This window comes from Paenibacillus sp. J22P90, from assembly GCF_059692195.1.
Window position 1 is genome coordinate 214,546 of the sequence record NZ_JCAUAY010000007.1, and the last position, 22,360, is coordinate 236,905.

At 46.3% G+C, this 22,360-nt stretch carries 26 protein-coding genes; 5 read left to right on the forward strand and 21 right to left on the reverse strand.

Annotation, left to right across the window (positions count from 1 at the left end):
- Nucleotides 1–4: 4 nt before the first annotated feature.
- The 4 genes from AC58UX_RS22945 to lpdA all read right to left on the reverse strand — a co-directional run bounded on the left by AC58UX_RS22945 (nt 5) and on the right by lpdA (nt 5,059).
- Complete coding sequence (locus tag AC58UX_RS22945) at nt 5–1,342, reverse strand: dihydrolipoamide acetyltransferase family protein (RefSeq protein ID WP_497257005.1); 1,338 nt, start codon at nt 1,340–1,342, stop codon at nt 5–7.
- A gap of 189 nt (nt 1,343–1,531) precedes the next feature.
- On the reverse strand, nt 1,532–2,512 hold the full coding sequence (locus AC58UX_RS22950) for an alpha-ketoacid dehydrogenase subunit beta (protein WP_497257007.1): 981 nt from the start codon (nt 2,510–2,512) through the stop codon (nt 1,532–1,534).
- A gap of 2 nt (nt 2,513–2,514) precedes the next feature.
- On the reverse strand, nt 2,515–3,525 hold the full coding sequence (locus tag AC58UX_RS22955) for a thiamine pyrophosphate-dependent dehydrogenase E1 component subunit alpha (RefSeq protein WP_497257009.1): 1,011 nt from the start codon (nt 3,523–3,525) through the stop codon (nt 2,515–2,517).
- A 109-nt stretch (nt 3,526–3,634) separates the two neighbouring features.
- Complete coding sequence (gene lpdA, locus AC58UX_RS22960) at nt 3,635–5,059, reverse strand: dihydrolipoyl dehydrogenase (RefSeq protein ID WP_497257011.1); 1,425 nt, start codon at nt 5,057–5,059, stop codon at nt 3,635–3,637.
- Nucleotides 5,060–5,227: 168 nt separating this feature from the next.
- On the opposite strand from lpdA, the gene AC58UX_RS22965 reads away from it, so the two are divergent.
- Nucleotides 5,228–5,491, forward strand: a complete 264-nt coding sequence (locus AC58UX_RS22965; RefSeq protein WP_497257013.1) for a DUF2627 domain-containing protein — start codon at nt 5,228–5,230, stop codon at nt 5,489–5,491.
- Between the two features lie 120 nt (nt 5,492–5,611).
- Here the strand turns inward: AC58UX_RS22965 and steA are convergent, their stop codons facing one another.
- The gene (gene steA, locus AC58UX_RS22970; protein ID WP_497257015.1) at nt 5,612–6,760 is read right to left on the reverse strand and encodes a putative cytokinetic ring protein SteA; all 1,149 of its coding nucleotides are present in this window, start codon (nt 6,758–6,760) and stop codon (nt 5,612–5,614) included.
- 134 nt (nt 6,761–6,894) lie between these two features.
- Here steA and AC58UX_RS22975 point away from each other — a divergent pair, with 134 nt between their 5' ends.
- Nucleotides 6,895–7,080, forward strand: coding sequence for a hypothetical protein (locus AC58UX_RS22975; RefSeq protein ID WP_497257017.1), 186 nt, complete (start codon nt 6,895–6,897; stop codon nt 7,078–7,080).
- Between the two features lie 55 nt (nt 7,081–7,135).
- On the opposite strand, the gene AC58UX_RS22980 is transcribed toward AC58UX_RS22975, so the two are convergent.
- A complete protein-coding gene (locus AC58UX_RS22980) occupies nt 7,136–7,318 on the reverse strand; it encodes a hypothetical protein (protein ID WP_497257019.1) in 183 nt (60 codons plus the stop codon).
- 99 nt (nt 7,319–7,417) lie between these two features.
- Here AC58UX_RS22980 and brfA point away from each other — a divergent pair, with 99 nt between their 5' ends.
- On the forward strand, nt 7,418–7,633 hold the full coding sequence (gene brfA, locus AC58UX_RS22985; protein WP_497257021.1) for a ribosome rescue factor BrfA: 216 nt from the start codon (nt 7,418–7,420) through the stop codon (nt 7,631–7,633).
- Here brfA and AC58UX_RS22990 read toward each other — a convergent pair.
- Nucleotides 7,630–7,875 (reverse strand): hypothetical protein, encoded by a 246-nt coding sequence (locus AC58UX_RS22990; RefSeq protein WP_497257023.1) that lies wholly within the window; start codon nt 7,873–7,875, stop codon nt 7,630–7,632. The two genes, brfA and AC58UX_RS22990, sit on opposite strands and share 4 nt — an antisense overlap.
- Nucleotides 7,876–8,020: 145 nt before the next feature.
- Here AC58UX_RS22990 and AC58UX_RS22995 point away from each other — a divergent pair, with 145 nt between their 5' ends.
- Nucleotides 8,021–8,287: a hypothetical protein gene (locus AC58UX_RS22995; RefSeq protein ID WP_497257025.1), complete on the forward strand. Its 267-nt coding sequence runs from the start codon at nt 8,021–8,023 to the stop codon at nt 8,285–8,287.
- An 85-nt stretch (nt 8,288–8,372) separates the two neighbouring features.
- Here AC58UX_RS22995 and AC58UX_RS23000 read toward each other — a convergent pair whose 3' ends face one another.
- From AC58UX_RS23000 to AC58UX_RS23010, 3 genes are all read right to left on the reverse strand, one after another.
- Nucleotides 8,373–8,603 (reverse strand): hypothetical protein, encoded by a 231-nt coding sequence (locus AC58UX_RS23000; protein ID WP_497257027.1) that lies wholly within the window; start codon nt 8,601–8,603, stop codon nt 8,373–8,375.
- A gap of 27 nt (nt 8,604–8,630) precedes the next feature.
- A complete protein-coding gene (locus tag AC58UX_RS23005) occupies nt 8,631–9,056 on the reverse strand; it encodes a hypothetical protein (RefSeq protein ID WP_497257029.1) in 426 nt (141 codons plus the stop codon).
- Nucleotides 9,057–9,144: 88 nt separating this feature from the next.
- Nucleotides 9,145–10,248, reverse strand: a complete 1,104-nt coding sequence (locus AC58UX_RS23010; RefSeq protein ID WP_497257031.1) for an MBL fold metallo-hydrolase — start codon at nt 10,246–10,248, stop codon at nt 9,145–9,147.
- A gap of 248 nt (nt 10,249–10,496) precedes the next feature.
- On the opposite strand from AC58UX_RS23010, the gene AC58UX_RS23015 reads away from it, so the two are divergent.
- The gene (locus AC58UX_RS23015) at nt 10,497–10,589 is read left to right on the forward strand and encodes a YjcZ family sporulation protein (protein WP_082595420.1); all 93 of its coding nucleotides are present in this window, start codon (nt 10,497–10,499) and stop codon (nt 10,587–10,589) included.
- Between the two features lie 145 nt (nt 10,590–10,734).
- On the opposite strand, the gene spo0A is transcribed toward AC58UX_RS23015, so the two are convergent.
- The 11 genes from spo0A to folD all read right to left on the reverse strand — a co-directional run bounded on the left by spo0A (nt 10,735) and on the right by folD (nt 22,320).
- On the reverse strand, nt 10,735–11,532 hold the full coding sequence (gene spo0A / locus AC58UX_RS23020) for a sporulation transcription factor Spo0A (RefSeq protein WP_497257033.1): 798 nt from the start codon (nt 11,530–11,532) through the stop codon (nt 10,735–10,737).
- Between the two features lie 233 nt (nt 11,533–11,765).
- Entirely contained in the window at nt 11,766–13,106 is a 1,341-nt protein-coding gene (spoIVB, locus tag AC58UX_RS23025; protein WP_497257035.1) for a SpoIVB peptidase, read from the reverse strand.
- A gap of 117 nt (nt 13,107–13,223) precedes the next feature.
- Nucleotides 13,224–14,951, reverse strand: a complete 1,728-nt coding sequence (gene recN, locus AC58UX_RS23030; protein ID WP_497257037.1) for a DNA repair protein RecN — start codon at nt 14,949–14,951, stop codon at nt 13,224–13,226.
- 16 nt (nt 14,952–14,967) lie between these two features.
- Nucleotides 14,968–15,417: a transcriptional regulator AhrC/ArgR gene (ahrC, locus tag AC58UX_RS23035; protein WP_497257039.1), complete on the reverse strand. Its 450-nt coding sequence runs from the start codon at nt 15,415–15,417 to the stop codon at nt 14,968–14,970.
- A 2-nt stretch (nt 15,418–15,419) separates the two neighbouring features.
- The gene (locus AC58UX_RS23040; protein ID WP_497257270.1) at nt 15,420–15,872 is read right to left on the reverse strand and encodes a hypothetical protein; all 453 of its coding nucleotides are present in this window, start codon (nt 15,870–15,872) and stop codon (nt 15,420–15,422) included.
- A 126-nt stretch (nt 15,873–15,998) separates the two neighbouring features.
- A complete protein-coding gene (locus tag AC58UX_RS23045; RefSeq protein ID WP_497257041.1) occupies nt 15,999–16,829 on the reverse strand; it encodes a TlyA family RNA methyltransferase in 831 nt (276 codons plus the stop codon).
- A gap of 32 nt (nt 16,830–16,861) precedes the next feature.
- A complete protein-coding gene (gene dxs / locus AC58UX_RS23050; protein WP_497257043.1) occupies nt 16,862–18,754 on the reverse strand; it encodes a 1-deoxy-D-xylulose-5-phosphate synthase in 1,893 nt (630 codons plus the stop codon).
- Nucleotides 18,755–18,927: 173 nt separating this feature from the next.
- Nucleotides 18,928–19,836 carry a polyprenyl synthetase family protein gene (locus AC58UX_RS23055; protein ID WP_497257045.1) on the reverse strand — a complete coding sequence of 303 codons (909 nt, stop codon included), beginning with the start codon at nt 19,834–19,836 and terminating at the stop codon, nt 18,928–18,930.
- Nucleotide 19,837: 1 nt separating this feature from the next.
- Nucleotides 19,838–20,089, reverse strand: a complete 252-nt coding sequence (gene xseB / locus AC58UX_RS23060) for an exodeoxyribonuclease VII small subunit (RefSeq protein WP_497257047.1) — start codon at nt 20,087–20,089, stop codon at nt 19,838–19,840.
- Entirely contained in the window at nt 20,076–21,446 is a 1,371-nt protein-coding gene (gene xseA, locus AC58UX_RS23065; RefSeq protein WP_497257049.1) for an exodeoxyribonuclease VII large subunit, read from the reverse strand. Before xseA ends, xseB begins: the two co-directional genes overlap by 14 nt.
- A 7-nt stretch (nt 21,447–21,453) precedes the next feature.
- Nucleotides 21,454–22,320, reverse strand: coding sequence for a bifunctional methylenetetrahydrofolate dehydrogenase/methenyltetrahydrofolate cyclohydrolase FolD (gene folD, locus AC58UX_RS23070; RefSeq protein WP_497257051.1), 867 nt, complete (start codon nt 22,318–22,320; stop codon nt 21,454–21,456).
- Nucleotides 22,321–22,360: the final 40 nt, after the last annotated feature.

Genomic DNA, 22,360 nt, shown 5'->3' on the forward strand with positions numbered 1-22,360 from the left:
GTCATTAGTAAATTTTAGTATCCGCGTTGTAGCTTTCTAAGTTCTCTTTCACTCTCTGCAGGAACCTTCCACAGATCACACCGTCTAGAATACGATGATCCAAGGACAAACATAGGTTAACCATGGAGCGCACCGCTATCATATCTTGAATCACGACAGGCTTCTTCACGATCGATTCGAACGTCACAATCGCCGCTTGCGGGTAGTTAATGATTGGGTACGACAGAATCGAACCGAAGGAGCCTGTATTATTAACGGTAAACGTACCGCCAACCATATCTGTCAGCGCTAATTTCCCCGCACGTGTCTTCTTGGTTAACTCGTCAATTTCTCTTGCCAGCCCCGCAATATTTTTCTGATCCGCTTTTTTAATGACCGGTGTCATAACCGAATCTTCGGTACCGACAGACAAGGAAATATTAATATCCCGTTTGACGATAATTTTATCTACAGCCCAAACGGAGTTGATGATTGGGTAATCCTTGATTGCGTTGACGACGGCTTTCAGCATGAACGCCAGGTAAGTTAAGTTAATGCCCTCGCGGCGCATGAACTCGTCCTTCACCTTGTTCCGTAACACAACTAGATTGGTCACGTCGACTTCAATCATCGTCCAAGCATGCGGAATTTCCGTAACGCTTTGACGCATTTTTGTCGCAATGGCATTACGCATTGGCGTTACATCAATGAAATGCTCATTACGCGCATCTAGGTTATGCCCTTCTGCTTCGATCAGCGGCGTTTGTGGACTCGCGGATAAATGGATACCCGAGCTGCGCACTGGCTGACTTGCAGGCTTTTCAGCAGCTACAGGTGCCACCGGGGCTGCTACTGCTGGCGCCGCAGCTTGAACGGCCGCTGGGGCCGCATTCGCACCGCCTGAGGCGATGAAGGTCTCCACGTCCTTGCGGGTAATACGACCGCCAAGGCCTGTCCCTGCAACGCGCGACAAATCGACGCGGTTGTCTTGCGCTAGTCTGTGAACCGCAGGTGAGTAGCGCCCGCGCATGCTTTGATCCGTGTCAGCGGAAATGATCGAAGCTTCGGATGCAGCGATTGGCGCCGCGGATGTGCTCGCTGAAGCGTCAACAGGCTCTTCAATGACGCAAATCGCTTCGCCGACTGCAGCCGTTTCGCCGTCGCCGACAATGATTTTGATTAGCTTACCCTCGATCGGGCTGGGCATTTCTGTATTTACTTTCTCTGTAAACATCTCACAAAGAACGTCATATTGTTCGATATAATCGCCTGGCTTTTTCAGCCATTTGCCTATGGTAGCCGAAACGAGACTTTCCGCTAAATGCGGAACAGTCACCTCGGTGAGGCGGCCGGTTTGGTTCATATGAGTACCTCCTAAATTCGGAAAGATCACAGGAAAAATGTGAGAAAACCTCTATCGAGGCCATTCAAGGATGAGCGACCGCGTTTAAGCAGAGAGACTTTGGTCTCCGACCAAAGATCCCTATAAATGGTTTTATCGCCAAATAGAAAGGTATTTTCGGGGACCGAAAACTTATACTTTCTATTGTGGTTAGAATAAAGCCAACTGACGCATAGCTTCCTTCAGCTTATCGGCATTCAGCAGGAAAAACTTCTCCATCGGAGGATTGCTGCCTACCGCTGGAACATCTGGACCGCATAGTCTTGCGATGGGTGCATCCAGTTCGAACAGCAGTTCTTCCGCGATAATCGCAGATACTTCCGCACCGACGCCGCCTGTTTTATTATCCTCATGTGTGATGAGCACTTTGCCTGTTTTTCTTGCTGCTTCTAGAATCGCTTCACGATCAAGCGGCTGTAAGGTACGCAGATCAAGTACGTGTGCGGAGATGCCTTCCTTGGCCAATTCCTCAGCCGCTTGGAGCACATAGTTCACAACCATTCCATAAGCGATGACTGTAATATCCGTCCCTTGACGCTTCACATCTGCTTTGCCAATCGGAACGATATAGTCTTCTTCTGGCACTTCAGCAGATAGCGCTAAATAACACTTCTTATGTTCAAAGTAGAGAACAGGGTCCGCATCGCGAATCGCGGCCTTCAATAGTCCCTTGGCATCATAAGGATTCGATGGTGCAACGATTTTCAAACCAGGTGTGCCGAAGAATACGGATTCCGGACACTGGGAATGATACAGCGCGCCCGCCCCAGTAGCGCCATATGGCGCACGAATGACAATCGGGCAGCTCCAGTCATTATTCGAGCGATAGCGAATTTTCGCGGCTTCGCTAAGGATTTGGTTCGTTGCCGGGAAGATAAAATCGGCAAATTGAATTTCTGCAATCGGCTTCATGCCATACATCGCCGCGCCGATCGCTACACCTACGATTGCCGATTCGGCAAGCGGCGTGTCCATTACGCGCTCTTCGCCAAACAAATCGCGAAGGCCCTTCGTTGTGTTGAGAACGCCGCCTTTGCCGACATCCTCACCAAGGACGAATACGTTGTCATCCTTATGCATTTCTTCCTGCATCGCAGAGCGAATTGCTTCCAAATAAGTAATAGTTGCCATGATTAGTTGCCATCTCCTTCCGCATAAACATGAAGAAGCGTATCTTCCGGCTTCGGATAAGGGGCAAGATCAGCATACTTCGTTGCATCGTTAACTTCTTGCTTTAAACGATCTTGAAGCTCTTGATCCTTCTCTTCGCTCCAAAGGTCGCAAGCCATTAAATATTCCTTAAATTTCACAATGCCATCCTTCTGGCGATTCTCGTCCACTTCCGCTTTTGTCCGGTATAGCATGTCATCATCGGAAGTTGAGTGCGGCATAATGCGGTACGTCATCATCTCGATCAATGTCGGACCTTCGCCACGAACGGCTCTTTCTCTCGCTTCTTTCATTACACGGTACATTTCCAAAACATCGTTGCCATCGACTTGAATGCCTGGGAATCCATACCCCATCGCACGGTCGGCAATTTTGCCTGCTACCTGTTTATGAAGCGGTACTGAAATGGCGTACTGATTATTTTCACAGACGAAAATAACCGGCAGCTTATGTACACCCGCGAAATTACAACCCTCATGGAAATCCCCTTGATTACTGGAGCCTTCTCCGAAGGATACGAATGTCACGAAGTCTTGTTTTTTCATTTTGGCTGCCAAAGCGAACCCCGTTGCATGAGGAACTTGCGTTGTAACCGGGGATGATCCCGTGACGATATGATTTTTCCGATCACCAAAATGACCAGCCATCTGTCTGCCGCCGCTATTCACATCTTCTGCTTTACAGAACACTGCAAGCATAAGATCCCTTACGGTCATACCAACGGAAAGAACGAATGCATAATCACGATAGTATGGCAAAAAATAATCCTTCTTCGGCTGCATCGCGAAAGCCATACCGACTTGTCCGGCATACTGTCCCGCTCCTGATACATGAAACGGAATTTTACCCGCGCGTTGAAGCATGAAGGCACGCTCATCAAATTTAGCTGCAAGACTCATGACCGTATACATACGTACGGCTTCATCGTCGGATAATCCTAAACTTCTGTGCTTATATAGCTGACCAATGGACATGGAGGTTGCCTCCTTAGTGAGATTAAAATGGCTACTAAAACTTATTACCTGGTCCTAGTACTTGACTCTATAAGCATATTATAAACGCAAACGTTTATGATTACAATTTTTATCCGCTAATTGCTATCCCATCAACAGCCAACATCGCTTCACCTAGTGCTTCTGACAACGTCGGATGCGGATGAATCGTCTGTCCAACCTCCCATGGTGTTGCGTTCAACACCTGAGCCAGCGCAGCTTCTGTGATACTGTTCGTGACATGAGGACCGATCATGTGGACCCCTAGAATATCATTCGTATCTTTATCTGCGATAACCTTCACAAAGCCATCGGAATCCCCATAAACTAGAGCTTTCCCTATTCCTTTGAAACTAAATTTGCCAACTTTCACTTGATGCCCCTTCTCAATTGCTTGTTGCTGGGTCCAACCAACACTGGCAATTTCAGGTCTTGTATATGTACATTTGGAGACGAGATGTGCTTGAAGCTCATCCGGCTGATGGCCAGCAATATGCTCCGCTGCAACGATACCTTCGTGGCCTGCCATATGCGCCAGCATGAGTCCGCCAATCACATCACCAACAGCATAAATGTGTGATTCCGTTGTTTGCATAAAGCGATTGACGCGAATGGCGCCTTTTTCGATTTTAACATCCGTATTTTCTAGGCCCATTGCTTCCACATTCGCCACACGGCCGACCGAAATGAGCACACGCTCCGCAGATAGCTCCTGCACCTCTCCCTGCTTGTCCACTTGCATAGTAACGCTACCATCGACCACTTTCACAGTCTCTGGCAGCACTTTCGTGCCTGTCATGAGTTTAATGCCGCGCTTTTTGAATAGACGCTCTAACTCTTTGGAAACATCCTCATCTTCGAGGCTGACTAGGCGCTTATCCACTTCTACAATAGTTACTTCTACGCCAAAATCACGAAGCATCGATGCCCATTCTACGCCAATGACGCCACCGCCCACAATGATGATGGACTTTGGCAGGCTTTCCATTCTTAGTGCATCCTCACTCGTCATGATGGTGGTCCCATCAATTTCTAGCCCAGGCAAGCTGCGTGGTCTCGAGCCCGTTGCAATAATCAAATTGTTCGAGAGAAGTGTTTCAATATCGCCGTCTTCCTTCTCAACGGAAACAGCACCGCTGCGCGGCGAGAAAATCGAGGGTCCGATAATGCGTCCATTCCCATGGTGAATCGTAATCTTATTCTTTTTCATCAAGAATTGAAGCCCTTGGTGTAATTGATCAACGATGCGCTGCTTACGACCAAGGACCTGATCAAAATTCAACGAGATAGATTCAGCAGAAATGCCATAATCCTCGCTATGCGTCATCGTGGCATACACTTCCGCACTCCGCAGCAATGCTTTGCTTGGAATACAGCCTTGATGTAAGCAAGTTCCGCCCATTTTATCCCGTTCGACGATCGCTACCGTTTTCCCTAGCTGTGCAGCTCGAATAGCAGCGGTATAGCCACCAATTCCTCCACCCAATACCACCACATCATATCTATATTCACTCATGTAGTTTAGCCTCCTATGAAACAATTGCTTGTTCTATGTATACGTGCGTCTCTATTATATTACCCTTTTTTGGGATCGAAGTCATAGTCTTATTTGTGAATTAGACACGCTGGCGGATTCCGAGTATGATGTAGAATATAGAGTTATTTTGTCAGGTAAGGAGTCAATATGAAAGCAACCGTCTATCGTTTTATCGCCATTCTTCTTCTCGTTATTCCCGGCATTACTGCTACGTATGGTTTTCTCGCTATGAAGGATGCCTTCTTTGCACAATTCGACACTACGACGAACACTGGCATGTTATGGGGGAAATTTTTCTTAGGTTTGATTTTATTTTTGCTCGGTGTTGCTTTTATCGGCGGTTGGACTTTTTTCAGAGACCGCAAAAGGAACTATCTTGCCCCTAGATTTAAGGCAAAACGCAATAAATAGACCGGACATGATGTCCGGTCCTTTTTTTTGAATTTGATTTTGAGCCCCCTAGGAGCCGCCAAATTAGAGCGACTAAGTCGATTTTTTCGACTTAGGGAACCCCAAGTGAGCCCCAAAGCCTCAGCTCTCCCCAACAAGCTTCCACACAACATGTGCCGCGCGCTTCATAATCCAATGCAGTTGAAAGAAACTAAGCCCGATAAACGCACCTGAAAGCAGCAAGGTAGAAATCGCTTCTTTTCCCCAATGATGGGATGGAATCGTCAACGATTGTAAGCTTTTGAAATCCACGAGCCGTTCACCGACTTTCATTCGTACCAGCAAAGCGCTTCCCATATCCTCATAGCCCTTAGCTAGAAAATCATTCATATGTGATTGTACCCCAACCGTTATAAGCCATTCTCCACCTTTTTCATACGCTAGCAATAAAGCGGCATCCTCACTGTTACCGAGGCAAGGCAGCACATGCGTATCGACACTGGATGAAGAGAAACCTTCGATATCTTCTTGATTGCGCGAATCCGTATGGATAATAATTTCCGCACCACTCTGCCATATTTTACGCGAGATTTGATTAGCCTTCGCAATCACAATATCCGGCAGATACCCATCAGCAAGCAACGCATCTGCCCCTTCCCCAACGCCTAGTAGAATGGGCTTAATCGCGGTAATGATCCCTTTCGCTGCTCGCAAGTCCTTCTTATAGCCTTTTCCAGCTCCCACCACCAAGATATGTCTACCTTCTAATGAGGTGCGCAGCATCAAGTTAGGCAAGGGGTTACGCATAGCCTGCTTATCTCGCATCGCAACCGCTAAGGTGAGTTCGATGAAAGCATCCCAACGTTCTAACGCCTGTGCATTCGCAATTCGTTGTGCCGTCAGCCAGTCTTCTCGCGTAAAGATTCTACATGGCAAAGCTAGCCCGGACACATGAATCGCATCGGGATATATAAACATTTCTGCATCAGGCAGCAATTTATCGAAATTGCTTGCGTCTACTTCGCAGATTAAAATCTGCTGCTGTAAAAGCAAGAGCGGTCCTTGCGTCGGGATGACGCCAGACATGACGGGTCCACAGTGTACAACAGCCTTGACTCTTCGGTCGATAAGCTCCTGCGCATGTTCTTCATCAATGTCTCCCTGTGTGACCACAACAATACGACTTAGCGAAAGCTGCCGAACGGATTCATACGTTGTTGCTATCGTTATTTTCCCTTTGCAAAGCGGATTCGGTTTCGCAGCAAATAAAGATAAGGAAGACCAATTCAAGGAAGACACCTGACTTTCTTAACATCGTCTTAGGGCCTACCTAATTTACCCGATACCACAAAATTCTATGTATATTTTAAGCCGTGGATGGCAAGCATTGGTTTATATTCTTTTCGAAAGGAGGGGAATTTATTATGGAGCTAAACATGAGCGCAGATGAAGTGTTAGGCCAAATTGTGCAGCTTCACAGCACAGGAGAGTCACTAGCCAAAAAAAGTGTGAAGAAATCACATCCTGATCTTATGAAAAACGCCTTGTATTACTACCCAAGTTGGGAACATGCGATACAGAAAACTGGCGTGGACAACATTGTTCACTAAACATACATAGGTTGACTATTAAAGCTCCGTTGGGCATGTCCCTTCGGAGCCGTTTTTATGATTCGTCGATTACTTCCCACTCCACACGGACCATCCGATCCAGCCAGGTTCGAATGTTCACTTCGATCGCTTGTTCGATCTCTTCGTCCGTCATTTCACCCAGTTTATGCTCAGCGATTTCGAGCACATCCGTCTTCTTCATTTCGCCATCGACCGTTAATTGGACTTGTATACGCAACCTGATCACCCTTTTTGAATAAAATAAAACTTTCCATTGCCTCTACCCTATCACGTGTTAAAATAAAAGTACTAACTTATATGAAACGAGGGAATGCATATGTCTCGATCTCAAGCACAAAAATTGCGTCAACGAAGTATACGTGAAGGTAAATTAGATCCAATGATGAACCGATTGCACTGGCACGGTTTGAATCCTGTAACCAAAACAACGCCTACACGACTAGAACTGCAAAACAAACAACAAAATAAACACAAGTCAAGGAATTTGAACCATTCGGTACATGGTGATAATTCCTTTTCTATTTGCAGCTAATCTAAACGAATGGTCATTCCCTGTTGAACTGCATATTGAATCAATTCTTCCTTCTCCGCGGGACTAAAACTATATTTGCAATCAAATCCATTAAAGAATAACTGCCAACGCTTCACGACGCCTTGTTCGTCCGCCTCCAGCTCCGCGACATACAAGGAATCAGGCTCATCCTCAAACTGCAGACCGATGTGAAGAAGTGTCTGGCCCTCTGATTTTTCCTGTTCACAATAGTCCATAATCATGTCTAGATGGCCTCCTATTGAATAAAATCTTTTTTATTTATATAATATACTAATGCAACTTAGCAAACAAAGAGAAAAGCATGTTAATTTATGAATTTGCGATGCAGTACGCTATGCTGAGCAAACTCTTTAGGAGGAAATACATATGGCCTACGATCCGCAGGTAGTTGATGCAACAATAGTGAGCGATAATAAAAAGAATGGTCTATTCGAAGTTGTAGTATCCTTGAAAGACCGCAATAAATGCCGTCTTTTCTTTGAAAGAGATGCTGAAACGGGTATCGGCCGCGTGACCGATTTGAACCGTTTGATGAAAGAGCCTTGCCCGATTTGCCGCAAAGATTACCTTTGCAACTGTCTGGATCGCTACAAGCATTCTATTGCTGATCAAGCCCTATCGTTCATTAAGTAATATTCAAAACATGACGAACCCCCTGAGCCATCGGCTGAGGGGGTTCATTGTTGTTCGGCATCATGATCTATACGTACGGCACTAACTATTCATAAATAGCTCGATAGAGCCCTTCTAGCAAGCTCTGATAATTTCTAGGATCATACGTAATCTCTGCAAAAGAGACATGAATAACCTTGTTACTGGTCTTCACAATAAAGAAGCTATCTGCGGTAATGTCTGCATCAATATAGGTATAGCACTCCAACTGATTGCTCCCTGTTTGCTTCCGCAGAAACGCTGTCGCTTCCTCGCTCACATTCGCGAACTTCGGCATACCGCCCACCTCCCAACCAGAATACATCTATGACGATACAGTCTTCTTTCTCTTGAGAGCAACATATCCACCTAAGAGTGCCACAGGTACGATTGCAACAAGCCCAATTAACTCATACCATAACGGAATGATATCATCTGTGAGTAAGGAATCGAACCCAATGCCTGCGCCAATCACACCAATAATCGCTGCATTAAACAGCTCGCCACGCTTGGCCACCTTAGCAGTGACATAACTACCCAGAAACGTACAGAACAAGCCTACTACTAGAAATACGAGCAGCAGAGCAGCGTTCGAGTAGAGCGCATTAATGTCTTGCTCCTGCACGGTCCCGCTCCCAAAATATAAACTGCCAATCAAAGCTGATGATAACATTGTCCCAATATTATCAATAGCTATTCCCAGCAAAACAGCCAGAAATTGAAATTTGCGAACACTTTTTTGTTCCGACATAGACGCTTCTCTCTCCTGATCACTTCTGTCTATTAACCTCATTCATAATACCATGCGGAAGCGCTTGTATCCAGTTCAGCTGTATCTATTACGAATGTTGAAGCCACCAATTCGCATTTGGATAGCTGACAATCTGTGATCCTTTTAACGTAATTGTTTGACCAATTGGCGGGGTTACGAGGGTTACACCCTGTTCCCGAGCAGCTTTCGCGGCACGAGCAACGGGGTCATTCCAATCATGGATAGCTAACGTAAAGGCGCCCCAATGTATGGGCAGCATAACTTTTCCTCTCACATCCAGATGCGCTTGAACCGTTTCTTCAGGCATCAGATGAATATCAGCCCATCGCTCATCATATTGCCCGCATTCCATCAAGGTCAGGTCGAAAGGACCGTATTTATCACCAATTTGTTTAAAATGAGGCGTATACCCGCTATCACCGCTGAAAAAGACGCTGGACTGCTTGCCCTTGATGACCCAAGAACACCATAATGTTGCTCCGCGATCATTGACGCTGCGCCCCGAGAAATGATTGGCTGGGGTGCACGCAAGCTGTAGACCTTCATACATCAGCTCCTCCCACCAATCGTGCTCCTCAATCTTGGCTGCCGGTACTCCCCAGCGGATTAAGTGAGCGCCAACGCCTAGAGGCACAATAAAACGATTTACTTTGTGCTTAATTTTCAAAATCGTGCCATAATCCAAATGATCATAATGATCATGGGATAAAATAACCGCATCAATGTGCGGCAGCTCATCTATTTCAAAGGGGATTCCCCCGCTGTATCTGTTTTTACCTATCCAAGGAAACGGAGAAGGTGTTCGTCCGAACATAGGGTCTAACAGCAAAGCCTTGCCATCGATCGTAAGCAAACTCGCGGAGTGCCCAAACCACGTGACGCTAGTATCATCATTTACACGAAATTGCGGTGTACTCATAGGCAACGGGGCTGTTGGACGTCGATGCGGACTACCTTTAATCATATCACGCAGTATACCGAGCGTTGTTGAAAAGTTCATATTCATCATCGCTGGAACTGGATTTTCAAACTTGTCCTTTGCATACTGGGGAGACTCCTTAAACCGCCGTATATCCTCCTCAGAGGGCTTTCTACCGAAAACCGGGTAAGTACTCATAAACAGAAAATAAACACCAACCATAACCACTACAATCACTAATGCAAGTAACATCCTCGCTGCCTCCATGCTATCTTTAATTCTGCCCTCACGCTTCTCCTGCGAAAGAATAAGCTATGTTGTTATAACGTAATAACTTATCCCTTGGTTCCAAGTTTTCATTTATCGCATTTCCTTACAAATAAAAATATTTTAACGGACAGGGACACTAGCACAATCAGTCGTTTCGCCCAAACATTCCGCGAAAATAGTCATAAGCTATCTCGAAACACAAACCAAATAACCATTGGAGGTTGATTCGAATGAGTTGTGGAACTGGGTATGGTACTTCTGCAGCAGCTGTTTTGGTACTTTTCATCTTATTGGTTATTATCACTAGCGCTTTCGTTTGGTAATAACAACAAAATACAGAGGGACTACCTAGACTGTCTAGGTAGTCTTTCTGCTTCTCATGCGATCCATACCGCTTCTAAAATAGAAAAAGAACGCTCAGCGATGAGCGTCCTCCACCATATCTGTTTTACAAAGATACTAACCCTCTCAAGAAACCTTATGCTCAATTCTGAGCTTATCCGCCACCATCGCGATGAACTCGGAGTTCGTCGGCTTAGATTTCGAGATATTAATCGTATAGCCAAAAATAAAGGAGATGCTGTCGATGTTGCCGCGCGTCCAAGCGACTTCAATCGCGTGGCGAATCGCACGTTCGACGCGGCTTGGCGTCGTTTTGTACTTTTCAGCAATAGCTGGGTAAAGCGTCTTCGTGATCGCGCCAAGAATTTCGATGTTGTTGTACACCATCGTGATCGCTTCGCGCAAATACTGATAACCTTTAATATGAGCAGGTACACCAATCTCATGAATAATGCTTGTGATATTGGCATCCAAGTTTTTGCCTTTAGGCATATGTACAACATTTGCACGCGGTGTGGATGTCGTAGTAGTTGTTGTTGACGGATTGCCAGCAAGCTGACGAATACGGTTCGTAAGGGTTTCCATATCAAATGGTTTAAGGATGTAGTAAGAAGCGCCTAGCTGAACTGCTTTTTGCGTAATATTTTCTTGGCCAAATGCAGTCAACATAATGATTTTAGGCTGTGAAGGCAAGTTCATTTCACGCATTTTTTCCAGAACACCGAGACCATCTAGATGAGGCATAATAATATCTAAAATGAGAACATCAGGCAGTTCACGTTGCTGCTCCAGAAAACGAAGGACCTCGTTACCGTTGTAGGCAACGCCCATAATTTCCATATCTTCTTGCTCACCAATGAACTCTGACAATAAATGGGTGAATTCGCGATTATCATCTGCAAGTAATACCTGAATTTTTTGCAACTGAATTTCCTCCTTTAGCTACTAAAACAAGATGGGATTTTTCTCTCTTAACTACTTATTCGACAGCTCTTTTTAAATTCCTTCTGTCGAATAATATATTTCTTTTCTTTTGTTTGACTTTCTTATATAATGAAATATTTATCTTCTGATTACAACATTATTCGACATGAAGTCACGAAACTCGCTATTTTTATGTAAAATGAGGTAAAAAAGAAACAAAGAACGAAAGGCGTTTAGCTCACCTTTAGTTCTTTGCCTGTGTTCCCAGATGTTGGACGAAGAATGATGCCAGAGTCCTGCAGCATCCATTCTATGAAGCAGCCATAGCCGCTGGTCGGATCATTCACAAACACATGTGTGACCGCTCCGATCAATTTACCATTTTGAATAATTGGGCTGCCGCTCATCCCTTGAACAATGCCGCCTGTTTTATCTAATAAACGTGGGTCTGTTATTTTGATAACCATGCCCTTAGTACCCGGTACATCTTGTTTGGATACATGAACGACTTGAATATCAAATTTTTCAACCTTCTGCCCTTCGAGCACGGTATAAATTTGTGCCGGTCCTTCCTTCACTTCTTCCGCGAAAGCAACTGGAATTGCTTCTTTATCTAAGCTGTGATCAGGAGCGCCATACATTTTACCGAAAATGCCGAAGGCCGTATTCCGTTCAATATTGCCGATAACTTTACTGTCTTTGTACAGCGTAGCGTGTTTCTCGCCAGGGTCGCCATTATGACTTTTGGAAATCGAAGTCACATTGGAGTACACAATATCACCATCACCAACAACAATAGGTGTCTGAGTGTCCATATCGGTAATAACATGTCCAAGTGCCCCATAGACGCCTTGATCTGGCGCGTAGAACGTTAATGTGCCCACACCTGCCGCGGAATCGCGAATGTACAGCCCTAGACGATAAGACTTATCTACAATGTCATAGACAGGCTGCAGCTTGACAGTGATCTCTTGATTGTTGCGTAAAATTTGCAGAACGAGCGGATTTTTGCTTTCGCCGGATTTGGCTACTAGCTCCGCGACCTTGCTAACATCCTTCGAATCTTTGCCGTTGATTTTCATAATCAAATCGCCAACTTGAATTTTAGCTTCTTCCCCAGGTGAAACTTTTTGCTCTGAGGCAACAGTTACCAAATGATGACCTACCACCAAAATGCCGGCAGACTTAATTTTCACACCGATTGTTTGGCCCCCTGGGATTACTTTTAAATCAGGTACAACATTCACTTTGACTGTCTTGATGGGAATGGCTCCGAACAGTTTGAGCTTCATTTCCGTTTGTCCGGAATGGTCGGATTGCAAAGAGATAGGTTCGTTTAAATTAACTTGAAATGAGTGCTCGGCGTTGCCGTTAACCTTCACAATATCCGTATCCTTGACCGTCACCTGGGCACTGACCGGCATCGTTAATTGAAGCTGCTTCCCTTGTCCGCTGAACAGTCGAAGTTCTTGGGGAAAGGAAGCAAAGCTCTGAAAAGGCGGGGACACACTGACCAAGCAAACGAAGAAGACGAGCAAGAGTCCGAACAATCTTTTTCTTTTGTTGGATTGCACTATCAACACGCTCCTTCAAAATTCCTTGAGCCCTGACGATGAACTCGTCAATTGCGTACCTATAAGTTAACCCCAGTCCCCTTCTTTTATAACTGTAAATGCTGACTATCTATACTTTCATACCCTTGCTTTCTTATTTTTTGCCATGGTAAGCATTTCTCCCGCATGATGCAGCGTTGTTTCTGTTACTTCTACACCGCCAAGCATTCTCGCAAGCTCTTCAATTCGGCCAGCATCTGGCATATCTTGAACCCGTGTAAACGTGCGCTCATGATCCACTTCTTTTCGAATATAGAAATGAACATCTGCAAAGCTGGCAACCTGCGGCAAATGGGTAATCGAGAACACTTGACAGCTCTGGGAAAGAACAGACATTTTCTCCGCTATCGCTTGCGCCGCGCGGCCGCTAACCCCCGTATCAACCTCATCAAATACTAATACCGGAATTTGATCAATACGTGCAAAAATGGCTTTCATTGCGAGCATAATACGAGAGAGCTCTCCGCCTGAGGCAATCTTACTGAGTCCACGCAGCGGCTCACCTGGGTTAGGGGCCATAAGAAACTCAACTTGATCAATCCCTTGCCTTGAAAAGCGAACCTTATTCCCATCGACTTCTACACCGCGATCGTCAATTATATGAGCAATTTGAACTCGGAATTGTGTTCGTTCCATCTGTAGGTCGCGCAATTCATGTTCAATCTGAGCAGAAAGATCACTCGCAATGCCTTTACGCAGGTTGGAAAGATCCAACGCATGAATACCCACTTGCTTCTCAGCAAGAACAAGCTTGTCCTCTAATTTACGAATAATTTCATCTTTATTTTCAATGGTATCGACTTCATCTTTAATCTTAGCTAGGTAGTTTAAAATCTCTTTAATATTCTCTCCATATTTCCGGCGAAGAGACGTAATCGTATCTAATCGTTGTTCAATAAAATCTAAACGAGACGAATTGAATTCAATGCCATCGCGGTAATCCCTAATCTGGTAGGCCGCATCTTCTAGCTGATAAAAGGCCGATTGGGCTTGTTCCAGAATCGGATTCAGGTTCGTCGGATCTAACTGCACAATATCCTGTAAACGTGCGACTGCTTTACCTGCAGCGTCTAGTCCCCGATTCGTAGCATAGAGAAAATCATAAGCTTCGGTCGTATTTTGATACAGCTTCTCTGCATTCGCTAGCTTCCGTTTCTCTTCAGCTAAGCTCTCATCTTCACCGATTTTGAGCTTGGCTGCCGATATTTCGTCAATTTGAAAACGATACAAATCTAACATTTGCAGCGCCTGCTTGCTTGTCTCTTGCAGATCATTAAGCTCTTTTTGGAGCTTCATGTACTGATCATAACTGGCTTGATACGTCGACTTGGCTGACTCAATCTCCGCATCTCCGAATAAATCGAGGGAATGAATATGCTCGTCCACATGGAGCAAAGATTGATGCTCATGCTGCCCATGAATATTAACTAGCCATTCGCCCGTTTTGCGCAGCATTGTCATGTTGACTAGCTGACCATTAATCCGACTTGAGCTTTTGCCCGTCGCTGTAATTTCACGACGAATTATGAGATGCTCGGATGCATCCGCTTCAATCCCTAACTCTGTAAGCGTATGCCAAACAGGATGAGAAGCCGGTAAATCAAACATCGCTTCAATCTCCGCTTTCTCTGCGCCATAGCGAACTAGTTCCGATGAACCTCTGCCGCCAACTATTAAAGTTAACGCATCTATAATGATCGATTTCCCGGCGCCTGTTTCCCCTGTCAAAACGTGAAAACCTGCCTTAAACCGAATATGTACATGTTCAATAACCGCTAAATTTCGAATCGAAAGCTCTGTAAGCATGAACGCCTCCTGATAGTTATGATAGTAACGACATGACTTCATCTACAAAAGTTACGCTATTCTCTTTCCCGCGGCATATCACCAGAATGGTATCATCTCCACAAATGGTGCCCATAACGCCATTCCATTCCAAATTATCAATCAAAGCACAAATCGTATTCGCAGTCCCTGGCAAACATTTCATGACGACCAAATTATCCGTATAATCCACACTGACAAAATGATCGCTTAAAGCTCTACGCAGTCGTTGCATAGGATTAAAGCGCTGATCCGCAGGCATGGAATATTTATATCTGCCATCATCTAAGGGGACTTTAATCAAGTGTAACTCTTTGATATCACGCGAAACCGTCGCTTGTGTCACATGGAATCCAGCCGCGCGAAGCGCTTCAACTAATTCATCTTGTGTTTCGATCTCATGATTCGTAATAATTTCTCTTATTTTTACATGCCTTTGGCCCTTCATCCTTACACCTCTATGTGAAATGTGATTTTTTTGATTTTATTAACGGTCATATCAACGTAAAGGATACCCTGTGCCTCAGGATAAATGAGGGTGTAAGGCAGCAGCATGTCACGAACAGCGCTCCCTGTCATCTCAAGCGGCTTGCGTTCTCTCGCCACTTTCACAAGATAAACGTCATCTTCCTTTTGCACAAAATAATCAACGAATAGTCGACTTTCCAACTGATCCCGCTCGCCAACTGTCATGGAAATCGGGATTTTGGTCTTGCCCGCCAGCACATCGAAGCCAGCAGCTTCTAAGAGGTCGACTACATCGTCCTCAGGAATGTTCGCATGCCTTGGGATGCGTCCTCTTCTGCGACTTGCTCCTGCAGTCCACTTCTGAAACCGCCAAATGACGATACATATAATTCCGATCAGGATTAACAAAATGACTTTCACATCGCCTTGTTCCATGTCCCTCACCTCGCCATAGTATTCGCGAGTTCGTAAGGAAAATCCTTTCTTTGAAGTGAAACAAATATATGTTTATAATTTGAAAAAACCCATCTCAGGGCCGCAAAGGCGTTCTCAAAGATGAGTTTATTTTCCTTGTAGTTTCTGCGAAGCTTTTACCGTCTCTGCAATAAGGCCTTTCATCGAAGAAGGCGTTGCCACCGACTCCTCACCCTCATTACTGGACCAATAGGCAAGGAATTCAATATTCCCTTCGCCGCCTGTAATCGGAGAGTACGTCAGACCTTTCAAGCGAAAGCCAAGCTCCTCAGCAAATGACAATACTGTGGTAAGCACATCGATATGGACGTCCGTATCACGCACGACACCAGACTTCCCGACTTTTTCTCGACCAGCTTCAAATTGCGGTTTAATCAGTGCGACGACATGCCCTTGATCCCCTAAAATTTCTTTAAGCGGAGGCAATATAATGCGCAGTGAAATGAACGAAACATCGATACTGGCAAAAGTCGGTCTCGGCCCATTCAAATCCTCCAATTTCGTGTAACGGAAATTCGTTCTCTCCATAACATGAACACGCTCATCGTTGCGGAGCGACCAATCCAATTGGTTATAGCCGACATCGACAGCGTAGACAGATGCAGCGCCATTTTGCAGCGCACAATCCGTAAAACCGCCAGTAGAAGCCCCGATGTCTATCATAACCGCGTCTTGCAAATTGATTTCAAATTGCTTAATCGCTTTTTCAAACTTAAGTCCGCCACGACTTACGTAAGGATGAAGCGCACCCTTTACTTTCAACACGGCTTTCCGGCTTATTTTCATCCCAGCTTTATCAACTGGTTCTTCATCCGCAAAAACAAGGCCAGCCATAATGGCGGCCTTTGCTTTTTCTCTGCTCTCGAAATACCCTTGCTCCAGCAGCAATAAATCTAAACGTTCTTTATCCGATGACATATATGATGTGTTGCTCCTATTCCAATCGGTTACTAGACCTTCGCCTTGAGGACCTTACGCGGCACTAGCTTCTTCACTTCAGCAATTAAATGATGAGGTGTTAATCCAACTTCTTCGCGCTGCTCAGGCACACTGCCATGCTCCACGAAATAATCTTGAATTCCCATCAGCTCAACTTGCAAACCAACAATACGCTTCTCTGCATAGAACTCCAGGACAGCACTTCCGAATCCGCCTTGGATCGAACCTTCTTCCATGGTAATGACAGGCATGGATTCATTAGCTAGCTGCAGCAAATAAGCTTCATCCAAAGGCTTAATAAATCTTGCGTTCACAACGCGAAGCTGAATACCTTCTTGTGCCAGCTGCGCTGCAGCCTCTTCGGCAACTTGAACCATAGGTCCAACGGCCAGTACAGCGGCATAATCACCCTCACGAACCGTTTCCCATGTTCCAATTGGAATTGCTTTAGGCGCCTCTTCAATACTGATGCCAGTGCCATTAATACGCGGATAGCGATACGCAATCGGACCATCGTTATATTCGAGTGCTGTTTGCATCATATCGCGCAGCTCTTTCTCATCCTTCGGCATCATTAAGACCATGTTCGGAATCGTACGCAAAAATGAAATATCATAAACCCCTTGATGCGTCTCGCCGTCAGGACCAACGAAGCCTGAACGGTCAATCGCAAAGGTAACATTCAAATTAGGTCGGCAAATGTCATGAACAACTTGATCATATGCTCTTTGCAGGAATGTGGAGTATACCGCAAATACAGGTTTCAAGCCTTCGCTTGCCAAGCCTGCACATAATGTGGCAGCATGCTGCTCAGCAATCCCAACGTCGATCATCCGATTAGGGAATTGCTTTGCAAATTTCAACAATCCAGATCCACCTGGCATCGCAGGCGTAACTGCAACGACACGGGAATCTTTTTCCCCAAGCTCAATTAAGGTATCTCCGAATACTTGTGTATACATCGGCGGACCAGATGACTTGAGTACTTGACCTGATTCCATTTTGTACGGCCCTAAGCCGTGCCATGTATGCGAATCATTTTCGGCAGGCTTGTAGCCTTTCCCTTTAGTCGTAACGACATGAATCAGCACAGGTCCTGAAACCTTCTCCGCCTGCTTCAACGTTTCCATTAGAACTTGTAGATTATGACCATCAACAGGTCCGATATAAGTAAAGCCTAACTCTTCAAACCATACGCCATTCAAAACAAAATATTTAAGACTATCCTTCAGCTTCTCCGCAGTTTTGGCCAGCGTTCCACCGATGGCAGGAATTTTCTTCAGTAAGTGTTCAACTTCTTCTTTGGCTTTCAAATAATGACGATCAGAACGAATTTTGCTTAAATAATTATGAAGTGCCCCTACGTTGGGCGCGATAGACATCTCATTGTCATTCAGAATGACCGTAATATTCTTCTTCTCGTGTCCAATATGATTCATCGCTTCAAGCGCCATACCGCCTGTCAGCGCACCATCTCCAATGATGGCAACAACTTTATTATGCTCGCCTTTCAGATCACGCGCCATCGCCATACCCATGGCAGCGGACAAGGAGGTACTGCTATGCCCTGCTTCCCAGACATCATGTTCACTTTCGGAACGCTTAATAAAACCGCAAAGTCCTTTATATTTACGCAAGGTATCAAATTTATCTTTGCGTCCAGTTAAAATTTTGTGCACATATGCTTGATGACCCACATCAAAAATCAGTTTATCATACGGGCTGTGAAACATGGTATGCAAGGCAATTGTGAGTTCAACCACGCCTAAGTTCGGGGCCAGATGACCACCCGTAACAGAAAGCTTTTCAATTAGAAATTGACGGATTTCTCCTGCCAATTCTTCAAGCTCCGTCAAGGATAACCGCTTCAAATCCGCAGGCCGATTGATTTGTTCGAGCAGCACGCTTTTTCCTCACTTTCAATGTGAAAATACTGTGATTTCACCATTATATCATAGAATTGGGTAAATCGTGTAAAACGCCATGGATAGACGTCTACGCCCCCCTATAGAACGTGTACGTTAACCATGCCAATAAGTTTCAATTAATTCAAAATAGGACCTCGATGAATGGCCACTTAGTGATCTCTTTTCATCAAGTAATCCGCGATTTGCAGCAACCTCTCCGGGTTGGCAATATTGGAGCGAAGCAGCGCTTCTTTCGCTTGAGTCGTCAGTTCTTGCACCTTCTGTTCGGAGGCTTCCATGCCGATAAAATAAGGGAATGTAACCTTTTGCTGTTTCTCATCACTCTTCACAGGCTTACCAAGCTTCGCTTCATCCCCGATAATATCCAAAATATCATCTTGGATTTGGAAAGCGAGTCCTAGCGCATGACCGAATTCACTGAGCGCTTCTAGCTGCGCTTCCGTCGCGCCTGCGATATGACCGCCCGCTCGCACGGAGAATACGATGAGATCACTTGTTTTGTGCGTATGAATGTACGTTAGCTCTTCCAGCTTGGTTAAACCTTGTTCCCCAAGCATGTCCGCAGCCTGGCCGCCGACCATCCCGCGAGCACCCGCAAGCACAGAAAGCTCTTCCGTAATCGCCAGCACACGTTCAGCAGGAACGCCGAACTTTTTGTGCGCTTGGGCAACACTGAAAAAGGCATGCGTAAGCAGCGCGTCGCCAGCTAGAATAGCCATCGCCTCGCCATATACTTTATGATTCGTTAACTTTCCTCTGCGATAATCATCGTTATCCATCGCTGGTAGATCATCATGCACCAAGGAATACGTATGAACTAATTCGATGGCAAGGGCTACAGGCATTGCAGCCTCAAGCGAGCCCCCTAGCGCCTCAGCAGCAGCTAGAACCATAATTGGACGCAGACGCTTGCCGCCAGCCATGAGGGAATAGTCCATCGACTCACGCAGTGAAGCAGGGACATCCCAGGCCGCAGGCAACGACTGACGCAATGCAGCTTCCACCAGTTCAGCATGGGAAGCAATATATGTATGAATGTTCGACGTCGTGTTATTCAAACTAATTCCCCTTATCTTCCAAGACAGGCTGGAAAGGCTTTCGTGTTACCCCAGCTTCCCCTTCAACCAGCATCTCAATTTTCTTCTCCACTTGCTCAAGTTTAACACCGCACAGGTGGGAGAGTCTTACGCCTTCTTGATACAGTTCAATCGCTTTCTCCAAAGGCACATCGCCGCTTTCCAGCTGACTTACGATACGCTCTAGCTGCTCGATTGCCGTCTCAAAGCTTACTTCCATTTCACTTGTTGACATCCACGTTCGCCTCCATCCCCGAAACTTGACATTGTATTTTACCGTCCTTAAGACGTATGGATAAACGATCCCCAATTTTCACTTGACCAATCGATCGAACGAGCTGCTTCTCCTGCTCGTCATACGCAAGGCTGTAGCCCCGCTGCATGACCTTGAGCGGGCTGAGCGCGTCCAGATGACGGACGCTGGATTGCCACTCCTGCTTCTTCGAGCGCAGGAGGGTCTGCATGGCCGTGAGCATCTGGCGTTTGGATACATCCAAACGCTGCCTTGCCATCACGGCCTGCTCGGTTGGATTGAAGCTGGATAAGCGACGCTCCAGCTTCATGCGACGCTGCGCCAGCTCAGTGAGCCGCTGGCGCATCCGGTAACCGAGCTGCTCCGCCAGCCGGTCGAGACGCTCCGCAGGCTGCATCAGTAGCTGCCTGCGAGGGTTGGTCAGGAACGGCGAGCGCTTCGCGCTCTCCAGCCGTTCCTGCTTGCGGCGCAGCTGCTGCAGCAGCCCGTAATGCAGGCGCTGGGCCTGCTGCGATAGCTGCTGCTTCAGCTCGAGGTGGTGCGGCACCGCGAGCTCGGCCGCCGCCGTAGGCGTCGGCGCTCTTAGATCGGCGACGAAGTCGGCGATCGTGAAGTCCGTCTCGTGGCCGACGGCTGAGATGATCGGAATCGCGGAGGCTGCGATAGCCCGCGCAACGATTTCCTCGTTGAAGGCCCACAGCTCTTCCAGTGAGCCGCCGCCGCGGCCCACGATGAGCACGTCGGCTTCACCGAGCCGGTTCATCGATTCGATCGCTTTCACGATCGAAGGCGCCGCCTGTGTACCCTGTACGAGGACAGGGTACAGCAAGATCGGGATCGACGGGAAGCGCCGCTGCAGCGTGATGATCACATCACGAATGGCGGCCCCCGTCGGGGACGTGATCACGCCGATGGCGCGCGGAAACCGAGGAATCGGTTTCTTGCGCTCCACCGCGAACAGGCCCTCGCCTTCAAGCTTCTTTTTCAGCTGCTCGTAGGCCAAATACAAGCTGCCGATGCCGTCAGGCTGCATCGCCGTCACATAAAATTGATATGCGCCGTCTCGCTCATAAACAGAAATATTCCCGCGAGCGATCACTTTCGTGCCCTCTTTCGGGATAAATCCTAGCTTCTGGTTATGGGAAGCAAACATAATGCTTTTCAGCCGGCCGTCTGCGTCCTTCAACGTAAAATACATATGCCCGCTAGAGTGATGCGTGAAGTTCGAAATCTCGCCTCGCACCCACACATCCTGGAGACGCGAGTCTCCTTCCAGCAATAGCTTAATATAGCGATTTAAATCCTTAACCGAAAAAATCTTGGTCTCGTTTTTCGCCATAGGTTGACTATACGCTCACATTCGCTTTAGCTGCGCGGCTAGCCGCATCAACTGTATTGCGAAGCAGCATCGTAATCGTCATTGGACCTACTACACCTGGAACGGGTGTAATCGTACCTGCAACTTCTTTAACTTCTTCGAAATCAACATCCCCAGTCACTTTACCCTCGCTATTCCGATTAATGCCGACATCAATCACAACAGCACCTGGCTTTACATGATGAGTCTTGATGAAATTCGCTTTACCTACGGCAGACACGAGGATATCCGCTTGCTTCGTAATCTCTTCCATATTTGGTGTACGGGAATGCACAACGGTCACCGTCGCATGCTCACGCAGCAGCAACATCGCCATCGGTTTGCCAACGATATTACTTCTCCCTACAACAACTGCATGCTTACCAGCGATTTCAACGCCTGTACGTTTAAGAATTTCAATAACACCATGCGGCGTACACGGCTTCATGCCATCTTTCCCGATCATCAGGTTACCGACATTGACGGGATGGAAGCAATCCACATCCTTAGCAGGATCAATCTCGTCAACAACGGCTTCTTCATCGATATGCTTAGGCAGCGGAGACTGAACTAGGATTCCGTTGATGCGACTATTTTGATTAAACGTATGAATGAGTGCGATTAATTCTGCTTGTGTCGTATGCTCAGGCAGGCGGTGTACTTCGGAATAGATACCTACATCATCGCAAGCTTTCGCTTTATTTCTAACATACACTTGCGAAGCTGGATCTTCACCAACAATCACAACGACAAGACCTGGTTGATTTCCCTGTTCAGTAAGCTTAGCTGCATCCGATCTAATTTCTTCACGAATCGAGCTTACGAGTTCTTTCCCATTAATTACTTGTGCTGACATGTTATTCATTTCCCCCTTAGCCTGATAAACCCTACGTATA

Coding starts and splice junctions, on each gene's coding strand:
- AC58UX_RS22975 (WP_497257017.1), top strand. CDS start 6,895: ATGGAGCTAAACATGAGCGCAGATGAAGTGTTAGGCCAAATTGTGCAG.
- AC58UX_RS23045 (WP_497257041.1), bottom strand. CDS start 16,829: ATGTCATCGGATAAAGAACGTTTAGATTTATTGCTGCTGGAGCAAGGG.
- AC58UX_RS22955 (WP_497257009.1), bottom strand. CDS start 3,525: ATGTCCATTGGTCAGCTATATAAGCACAGAAGTTTAGGATTATCCGAC.
- AC58UX_RS22965 (WP_497257013.1), top strand. CDS start 5,228: ATGAAAGCAACCGTCTATCGTTTTATCGCCATTCTTCTTCTCGTTATT.
- xseB (WP_497257047.1), bottom strand. CDS start 20,089: ATGTCAACAAGTGAAATGGAAGTAAGCTTTGAGACGGCAATCGAGCAG.
- recN (WP_497257037.1), bottom strand. CDS start 14,951: ATGCTTACAGAGCTTTCGATTCGAAATTTAGCGGTTATTGAACATGTA.
- AC58UX_RS23015 (WP_082595420.1), top strand. CDS start 10,497: ATGAGTTGTGGAACTGGGTATGGTACTTCTGCAGCAGCTGTTTTGGTA.
- lpdA (WP_497257011.1), bottom strand. CDS start 5,059: ATGAGTGAATATAGATATGATGTGGTGGTATTGGGTGGAGGAATTGGT.
- AC58UX_RS22945 (WP_497257005.1), bottom strand. CDS start 1,342: ATGAACCAAACCGGCCGCCTCACCGAGGTGACTGTTCCGCATTTAGCG.
- AC58UX_RS22995 (WP_497257025.1), top strand. CDS start 8,021: ATGGCCTACGATCCGCAGGTAGTTGATGCAACAATAGTGAGCGATAAT.
- folD (WP_497257051.1), bottom strand. CDS start 22,320: ATGTCAGCACAAGTAATTAATGGGAAAGAACTCGTAAGCTCGATTCGT.
- AC58UX_RS23000 (WP_497257027.1), bottom strand. CDS start 8,603: ATGCCGAAGTTCGCGAATGTGAGCGAGGAAGCGACAGCGTTTCTGCGG.
- AC58UX_RS22990 (WP_497257023.1), bottom strand. CDS start 7,875: ATGATTATGGACTATTGTGAACAGGAAAAATCAGAGGGCCAGACACTT.
- AC58UX_RS23040 (WP_497257270.1), bottom strand. CDS start 15,872: ATGGAACAAGGCGATGTGAAAGTCATTTTGTTAATCCTGATCGGAATT.
- ahrC (WP_497257039.1), bottom strand. CDS start 15,417: ATGAAGGGCCAAAGGCATGTAAAAATAAGAGAAATTATTACGAATCAT.
- xseA (WP_497257049.1), bottom strand. CDS start 21,446: ATGGCGAAAAACGAGACCAAGATTTTTTCGGTTAAGGATTTAAATCGC.
- brfA (WP_497257021.1), top strand. CDS start 7,418: ATGTCTCGATCTCAAGCACAAAAATTGCGTCAACGAAGTATACGTGAA.
- AC58UX_RS22950 (WP_497257007.1), bottom strand. CDS start 2,512: ATGGCAACTATTACTTATTTGGAAGCAATTCGCTCTGCGATGCAGGAA.
- AC58UX_RS23010 (WP_497257031.1), bottom strand. CDS start 10,248: ATGTTACTTGCATTAGTGATTGTAGTGGTTATGGTTGGTGTTTATTTT.
- AC58UX_RS23005 (WP_497257029.1), bottom strand. CDS start 9,056: ATGTCGGAACAAAAAAGTGTTCGCAAATTTCAATTTCTGGCTGTTTTG.